A 6,813-nucleotide genomic window follows, 5' to 3' on the forward strand; every position below is an offset into this window, starting at 1 on the left:
CTCGGCGGCGTCCCCCCGCAGGGGGCCGGCGCACCCGGAGGCCGTCCCGGCGCACCCGGCGGTGCTCCCGGCGGCGCCGCAGGCCACGGCGCTCACGGCGGGCCCGGTGGCCCCGGCGGTCAGGGCCGCCCCGGCGGACCCGGCGGGCAGGGCCGCCCCGGTGGCCCCGGCGGGCCCGGCGGCACCCGCCCGCCCGGTGCCCAGGCCCGGCGCTGGCCGCGGCGGCGGATCGTGAAGTGGTCGGTCTTCGGCGTGCTGATCGCCGTCATGGTGACCGCCGTCTCCACCTGGTTCTGGGCGGACTCCAAGCTCAACCACGAGAACGTGCTCGCCGACTACCCCGGCCGCCCGGCCGCGGGCAAGGGCACCAACTGGCTGATCGTCGGCTCCGACAGCCGCCAGGGCCTCACCGACGCCGAGCAGGACGACCTGCACACCGGGCACGACACCGAGGGCAAGCGCAGCGACTCGATGATGATCCTGCACGTCGGGGACAACGGGAACACCCTGATGAGCATCCCGCGCGACTCCTGGGTGCCGATCCCCGACCACCCGGGCAGCAACGGCAAGCCGGTCAAGGGCACCACCGCGAAGATCAACTCGGCCTTCGGCAACGGCGGCGGCCGGCTGCTGGTCCAGACCGTCGAACAGAACACCGGCCTGCGGATCGACCACTACGCCGAGATCGGCTTCGGCGGCTTCGTCGGCATCGTCGACTCGATCGGCGGCGTCGAGATGAAGATCGACCAGGACGTCCAGGACAAGGACTCCGGCCTCGACCTCAAGGCCGGCGACCAGACCCTCACCGGCAAGCAGGCACTGGCCTTCGTCCGCCAGCGCCACCAGATGGCCGACCAGGACCTCGGCCGGATGCGCAACCAGCAGAAGTTCCTCGGCGCCCTGGCCCACCAGGCCGCCTCCCCCGGCAACCTGATGAACCCGTTCACCTTCTACCCGCTGGTCGACTCGGCGCTCGGCACCCTGATCGTCGACGAGGACTGCGGCCTGACCGACCTCGGCTCGCTCTTCCTCGCCATGAAGGACGTCAACGGCGGCAGCGGCAAGTCGCTGACCGTGCCGATCGGCAACCCGGACTACCGGACCAAGACCGGCGAGTCCGCCGTGCTGTGGGACGCCAACAAGTCCAAGCAGCTCTTCGCCGCCTTCAAGAACGACACCGCGGTGCCGGACTTCAAGTAGTCCGCGACTTTGTGCGACCGCGTCGACACAATGGGTGGATGCCACTCGTCACCGCGCTGATCCACCGCCGTCGCCACCGCCTCCTGGGCCGCCTGGTCCAGGAGGCGCTCGCGCTCTACGGGATGGAGGTGCCCGCCGCGTGCGAGATCGGGCCCGGACTGCTCGTCTTCCACCGCGGCTTCGGCACCGTGCTGCACCCGTACACCACCCTCGGCGCCGGTGTGACGCTCTACAACGGCGTGACCATCGGCCGGGCCGACCCGTGGGTACCGCAGGAGGAGAGCGCGATGCGGCGGGTGGTGGTCGAGGACGGCGCGGTGCTGTGCGCCGGCGCCAAGGTGGTGTGCAAGGAGGGCGTGCTGACCGTCGGCGCGGGCACCGTCGTCGGCGCCAATGCGGTGCTCACCCGCTCGACCGGCCCCGGGGAGGTCTGGGCCGGCATCCCGGCGCGCAAGGTGGGGGTGCGGACGGGCGGCCGGTGGGCCTGCCCGGCACCGGCCCGGCCAGCTGCTGCGCCACCTGAACGCGCCGGACGCACCGGTAGCGAGGGAACGGCCTAGACGAACGGCAGCAGCCCGGTGCCGCACTCCGGGAAGCGGACCAGCCACTCCCCCTCGCCGCCGGCCGCCTCGGTGGCGCCCGAGAAGCCGTAGTGGATCGGCTGCCCGTCGCCGCCCAGCCACCTCGCGTGGGTCAGCTGCACCGAGAGCGAGGCCGGGCGGTACGGGGCCGCGGCGGCGTGGACGACCGGGGCGGGCTGCTCCAGCACCAGCTCGTGCTCGGTCTCGCCCGGCCGGAAGGTCACCACCGTCTCGGTGCCCGGGCGGCGCGGGAAGGCGCCCGTCGGATCCGTCCAGTACGCGGCGACCATCACCGCGAGGGTGCCGTCCAGGCTGCCGGTGTCCGGCCGCACGTACTCCTCGTCCGCGACCCAGCGGGCGTGGTGGCGGACCTCCTCCGCGCCCCACCGCTCGTCCCAGCGCACCCAGTAGCCGGCCACCCGCTTGACGGTCATGCCCTCGCGGACGACCCGGACGGCGAACCGCGCCGGGCCGACCGGCTCGCAGCCGGCCAGGGAGACCACCGTCACCTGTTCGTAGGTCACCTCGCCGTCGTCGGCGCCCTGCTCCACCATCGGTCAACCACCTTGCCGCAGAGTCGAGTTCGGCCGCGGCTTGGGCCGCGTCCGAGAAGTCGAGCGTAGGGCCCCGGAAAAGGAGGACCGCACGATTGCCCGGTTCCGGCCCGGACGGCGGCGCTCCCGGCTACCCTGCCCGCCGCACCGCACCGCACCGCACCGCGACCCGGCGCGGGAACGGGCCCGGGGCGGGTACGGCGAGCGGGTACGAAACCGCCCCGGAGCGGGAGGCCGGAAGATCCGACGTCCCGCTCCGGGGCGGTGCGTGCCAGTGGCGGCGGCGACTACTTGACCTCGCCGGAGGCGGCGATGGAGATCTTGGCCGAGGTGCGGCCGCTCTGCGAGCCGAGGCCCTCGATCTTCTTGACCAGGTCCATGCCCTCGACGACCTCGCCGAAGACGACGTGCTTGCCGTCCAGCCAGTCGGTGACGATGGTGGTGATGAAGAACTGCGAGCCGTTGGTGTTGCGGCCGGCGTTGGCCATCGACAGCAGGCCCGGGCGGTCGTGCTTGATCTGGAAGTTCTCGTCCGCGAACTTCTCGCCGTAGATGCTCTTGCCACCGGTGCCGTTGTGGTTGGTGAAGTCACCACCCTGGAGCATGAAGGCCGGGATCACGCGGTGGAAGCCGGAGCCCGCGTAGCCGAAGCCGTTCTGGCCGGTGGCCAGCTCGCGGAAGTTCTGGGCGGTCTTGGGAACGACGTCGTCGTACAGCTTGAAGACGATCCGGCCGGCCGGCTCGTCGTTGATCGTGATGTCGAAGAAAACGTTGGAAGACATGCAGGGATGATGGCACGATCACCTGTTCGGCGCGCGCTGCCCCCGGTCGGGCGCGGCCGGACGCGGCTGTGTTATCCGGTTTCCGCCCCAGAGCGAGACCGGGAAGCTAACATCGATGTCAGGTTCAGGCCTCAGTGCGGCACGGGGACGGGGTGGGCGGCATGCGGATCGGCGAACTGGCCCGTCGGACGGGTGTGAGCGAACGCTCGCTGCGCTACTACGAGCAGCAGGGCCTGCTCGCCGCCCGCCGCACCGAGGGCGGCCACCGCGAGTACCCGGAGGCCGCCGTCGACCGGGTGGTGCACATCCAGGAGCTCTTCGCGGCCGGGCTGCACAGCCGGACCATCTACAAGATCCTCCCCTGCATGCGGGACTCCGACGGCAGCCCGAACGAGGTCGCCACCCCCCTGCTGGTCGAGGAGCTCACCGCGGAGCGCGAACGGATCGACCGGACGATCAGCGACCTGCTGCGCTCCCGCGAGGTGCTGGACGAGGTGATCGCGACCGCCTCCGGGCAGCCGCCGTCCTCGTCCGAGGCCGCGTAGAAGACCGCGCAGGAGGCCGCGCAGGAGGCCCGCTGGAGGCCTCAGCCCTTCGGCTTGCGGGCCAGCAGATAGGCCTGCGGAGTCTTCTCGTCGCCCTCCGGCTCACGGACCGTACGGGAGGTGACCGGCAGGCCGGCCTCCCGCACCAGCTCCTCGACGCGCTCCGGCCGCAGCCGGCGGAAGTCCAGCGACACCGGGTGGCCGAAGGGGCGCTCCTGGCGCGACGGCCGGTCGCCGACCTGGAAGGCGAGCATCAGGTGGCCGCCGGGGGCGAGCACCCGGGCGCACTCGGCGAACACCGCGGGCAGCCGCTCCGCCGGGGTGTGGATGATCGAGTACCAGGCCACCACGCCGGTCAGCTCCCCGTCCCGGAAGGGGAGGTCGAACATCGAACCGACGTTGAACGGCACCTCCGGGTGGGCCTGCCGGGCGAGCTCGACCATCCGCGGCGAGAGGTCGATCCCGTGCACGTCGACGCCGAGCCGGTGCAGCGGGCCGGTCATCCGGCCCGGGCCGCAGCCGAGTTCGGCCGTCCTGCCGTCCGGCCGCTCGGCGCGGACCAGGTCGGCGAAGAGCCCCAGCATCGCCCGGTCCATCGGCATGCGGTCCAACGCGTCCCGGAAGAGCTGGGTGTACTCGGTGGCGACGGCGTCGTAGAACGCCCTGGTCTCGGTGAGGAAGTCCGGCTCGGTCATGGCCCCGGACCCTACCGGGCGGCCGACCGGACCCGGGACGTGTCCGGCGGATCCTTGCCGGGTGCGCGACACCGGGGCACGCGCCTACCATCGGTCCGGCCAACCAGCCCGAGGGGGACGGAAGATGAGCACGATCGGGGTCTACCTGGCGCATCCGCGGCCGGGGAGCTTCAACCACGCGCTGTACGGGGCCGTGGTGGACGAACTGCGGGGGCGCGGCTGCCGGGTGCGCGCCCACGACCTGTACGCGGAGGGCTTCGCACCGCTGCTGGCCGCCGAGGAGACCGGCACGGTGGCCTCGGCGGAGCGGTCCGGGGATCCGGTCCTCGCCCTGCACCGCGCCGAGGTGGCCGCCCTGGACGCGCTGGTGCTGATCCACCCCAACTGGTGGGGCATGCCGCCCGCGGTGCTCACCGGCTGGGTGCAGCGGGTGCTGGCGCCCGGTGTCGCGTACAAGCTCGGGACGGCCGACGGCGAGCCGGCCGGGCTGCTGCGGGCCGGCCGGGCACTGGTGCTGAACACCTCGGACACCCCGGAGGCCCGGGAGCGCGAGGAGTTCGGCGACCCGCTGGAGCGGATCTGGGCGGCCTGCGTGCTGCCGTACGTCGGGGTCGCCGAGGTGCGGCGGACGGTGTTCCGCACGGTCACCGACTCCTCCGACGCCGAGCGCGCCGGTTGGCTGCGACAGGCCCGGGAGCAGGCCGCGGCGCTGCTCAGCTGAGCGGCGGGAGGTCCAGTTCGGCGACGGTCTGGCCGCCGCTCAGCTCGCCGGTCGGGCGGAAGCCGAGACGGGCGTAGAACTCCTCCGGGCCGTCCGGGCCCGGGTGGTGGGTGACGGTGACGCGGGATCCGCCGCGGCGGCGGATCTCGGCGCAGACCTGCTCGACGGCGAAGCGGCCGTAGCCGCCGCGCTGCCGCTCGGCGTCGATCAGCAGCCGCCACAGGCCGGAGCGGGGGCGGTCGCCGGGGCGGTCGGGGTAGAAGGTGAGGTCGAAGAAGGCCATCACGAAGCCGACCGGCCGCCCGTCGTCCAGGATCAGCCGGGGCCAGGCGGCCTCCCCGTACGCGTACGCCTCGGCCAGCGACTTCACCACCGGCGCCACCAGGGCCTCCTGGTCGGGGCGGACCCGCAGGGCGAGGGCGGCGTCGACGTTCTCGGGAGTGATGGGGGCCAGGCTGAGCACGGAGGGCCTGGTGGGCACGGAGGACATGGCGGGCAGCCTACGGAGCGCGGCTGCCCGCCGTCGCGCGGTTTTCGTCGCGCGGCCCTCCACCGACCGGGGGCGTGGGCACCCGCCGCCCGGTGGACGGGGCCGTCCGCCGCCCGGCGGGCTACTCGCCGGCCGGGAAGTCGGTGCCGCGGCCGACCGCCGCCCACGTCTCGGTCTCCCGCCGCGCCTCGTCGAGGGTGCCGAGGACGCCGTCCACCGCGTCGCTGCCGAGCGCGAGCCGCAGCGGGGTGTGCTCGGCGGCCAGCGCGGCCAGGATCGCCTCGGCGGCCCTCGCCGGGTCGCCGGCCTGCTTGCCGTCGCTGTCCGGCAGCCCGGTGCGGACCGGGCCGACGATCGGCTCGTACGCCTCGATCGGGGCGCTGTGGGCGAGCGCGTCGCCGCCCGCGAAGCCGGTCCGGAACGCGCCGGGCTCGACGATCAGCACCTTGACCCCGAAGCCGGCCACCTCCTTGGCCAGCGCCTCGGACAGCCCCTCCAGCGCGAACTTGGTGGCCGAGTAGGCGCCCACGCCGGGGAAGCTGAAGCGGCCGCCCATGCTGCTCATCTGCACCACCGCGCCCGAGCCCCGGGCCCGCAGGTGCGGCAGCACGGCCCGGGTGAGTGCGGCCGGGCCGAAGAAGTGCAGCTCCATCAGGTCCCGCAGCTCGCGGTCGGTGGACTCCTCGACGGCGCCGATCAGCCCACGCCCGGCGTTGTTGACCAGGACGTCGATCCGGCCGTGCCGCTGGACGGTCTCCGCGACGACGGCCGCGATCCGCTCCTGGTCGGTGACGTCCAGCCGGACCGGGAACAGCCGGTCCGGGTGCGCGGCGGCCGGCTCCGCCAGCGTCTCGGGGCGCCGGGCGGCGGCCACGACGGTGTCGCCGGCCGCCAGCGCGGCCTCGGTGAGCGCCCGGCCGAAGCCGGAGTTGGCGCCGGTGATCAGCCAGACCTTGCCGGCGGGGTGCTGCTCGGGGGTGCTGCCCATGATCGTCGATCTCTCGCAATCGTCGCGTGCTGCCCATGAGTTGACGATCATTTATGACACCGTCACGGGGGCCGCGTCCAGGACGGTTCGATGCCGGACGACATACGGCCCCCGACCGCGGGCGGGCGGTCGGGGGCCGTGGGTGTACGTCGAGTGGGATGTCGGGTGGGGTTACGGGAGGTTGCGGGCCATCACGATCCGCTGGACCTGGTTGGTGCCCTCGTAGATCTGCGTGATCTTCGCGTCCCGCATCATCC

The 6,813-nt window shown here is 73.4% G+C and carries 10 protein-coding genes; 4 read left to right on the forward strand and 6 right to left on the reverse strand.

Going from position 1 to position 6,813, the window contains the following annotated elements:
• The coding region (locus ACWGKU_RS39785; RefSeq protein WP_452191801.1) for an LCP family protein at positions 1-1,200 on the forward strand (1,200 nt) is incomplete at its 5' end.
• A gap of 38 nt (positions 1,201-1,238) precedes the next feature.
• The gene (locus ACWGKU_RS39790; protein ID WP_452179147.1) at positions 1,239-1,760 is read left to right on the forward strand and encodes a hypothetical protein; all 522 of its coding nucleotides are present in this window, start codon (positions 1,239-1,241) and stop codon (positions 1,758-1,760) included.
• On the opposite strand, the gene ACWGKU_RS39795 is transcribed toward ACWGKU_RS39790, so the two are convergent.
• A complete protein-coding gene (locus tag ACWGKU_RS39795; RefSeq protein ID WP_401050324.1) occupies positions 1,757-2,335 on the reverse strand; it encodes a hypothetical protein in 579 nt (192 codons plus the stop codon). The two genes, ACWGKU_RS39790 and ACWGKU_RS39795, sit on opposite strands and share 4 nt — an antisense overlap.
• A 287-nt stretch (positions 2,336-2,622) precedes the next feature.
• Entirely contained in the window at positions 2,623-3,117 is a 495-nt protein-coding gene (locus tag ACWGKU_RS39800) for a peptidylprolyl isomerase (protein WP_359910133.1), read from the reverse strand.
• Positions 3,118-3,278: 161 nt separating this feature from the next.
• On the opposite strand from ACWGKU_RS39800, the gene ACWGKU_RS39805 reads away from it, so the two are divergent.
• Positions 3,279-3,662: a MerR family transcriptional regulator gene (locus ACWGKU_RS39805; RefSeq protein ID WP_359910136.1), complete on the forward strand. Its 384-nt coding sequence runs from the start codon at positions 3,279-3,281 to the stop codon at positions 3,660-3,662.
• Between the two features lie 41 nt (positions 3,663-3,703).
• On the opposite strand, the gene ACWGKU_RS39810 is transcribed toward ACWGKU_RS39805, so the two are convergent.
• Positions 3,704-4,357 carry a class I SAM-dependent methyltransferase gene (locus tag ACWGKU_RS39810; RefSeq protein WP_452179148.1) on the reverse strand — a complete coding sequence of 218 codons (654 nt, stop codon included), beginning with the start codon at positions 4,355-4,357 and terminating at the stop codon, positions 3,704-3,706.
• A gap of 124 nt (positions 4,358-4,481) precedes the next feature.
• Here ACWGKU_RS39810 and ACWGKU_RS39815 point away from each other — a divergent pair, with 124 nt between their 5' ends.
• Positions 4,482-5,078 carry an NAD(P)H-dependent oxidoreductase gene (locus ACWGKU_RS39815; protein ID WP_452179149.1) on the forward strand — a complete coding sequence of 199 codons (597 nt, stop codon included), beginning with the start codon at positions 4,482-4,484 and terminating at the stop codon, positions 5,076-5,078.
• On the opposite strand, the gene ACWGKU_RS39820 is transcribed toward ACWGKU_RS39815, so the two are convergent.
• The 3 genes from ACWGKU_RS39820 to ACWGKU_RS39830 form a co-directional block, all read right to left on the reverse strand.
• Positions 5,071-5,568 (reverse strand): GNAT family N-acetyltransferase, encoded by a 498-nt coding sequence (locus ACWGKU_RS39820; RefSeq protein ID WP_401050317.1) that lies wholly within the window; start codon positions 5,566-5,568, stop codon positions 5,071-5,073. The two genes, ACWGKU_RS39815 and ACWGKU_RS39820, sit on opposite strands and share 8 nt — an antisense overlap.
• A 121-nt stretch (positions 5,569-5,689) precedes the next feature.
• Positions 5,690-6,556, reverse strand: coding sequence for an oxidoreductase (locus tag ACWGKU_RS39825; protein WP_359910148.1), 867 nt, complete (start codon positions 6,554-6,556; stop codon positions 5,690-5,692).
• 171 nt (positions 6,557-6,727) lie between these two features.
• The coding region (locus tag ACWGKU_RS39830) for an acyl-CoA dehydrogenase family protein (RefSeq protein WP_094743042.1) at positions 6,728-6,813 on the reverse strand (86 nt) is incomplete at its 5' end.

This window comes from Kitasatospora sp. NPDC054768 (assembly GCF_053612025.1).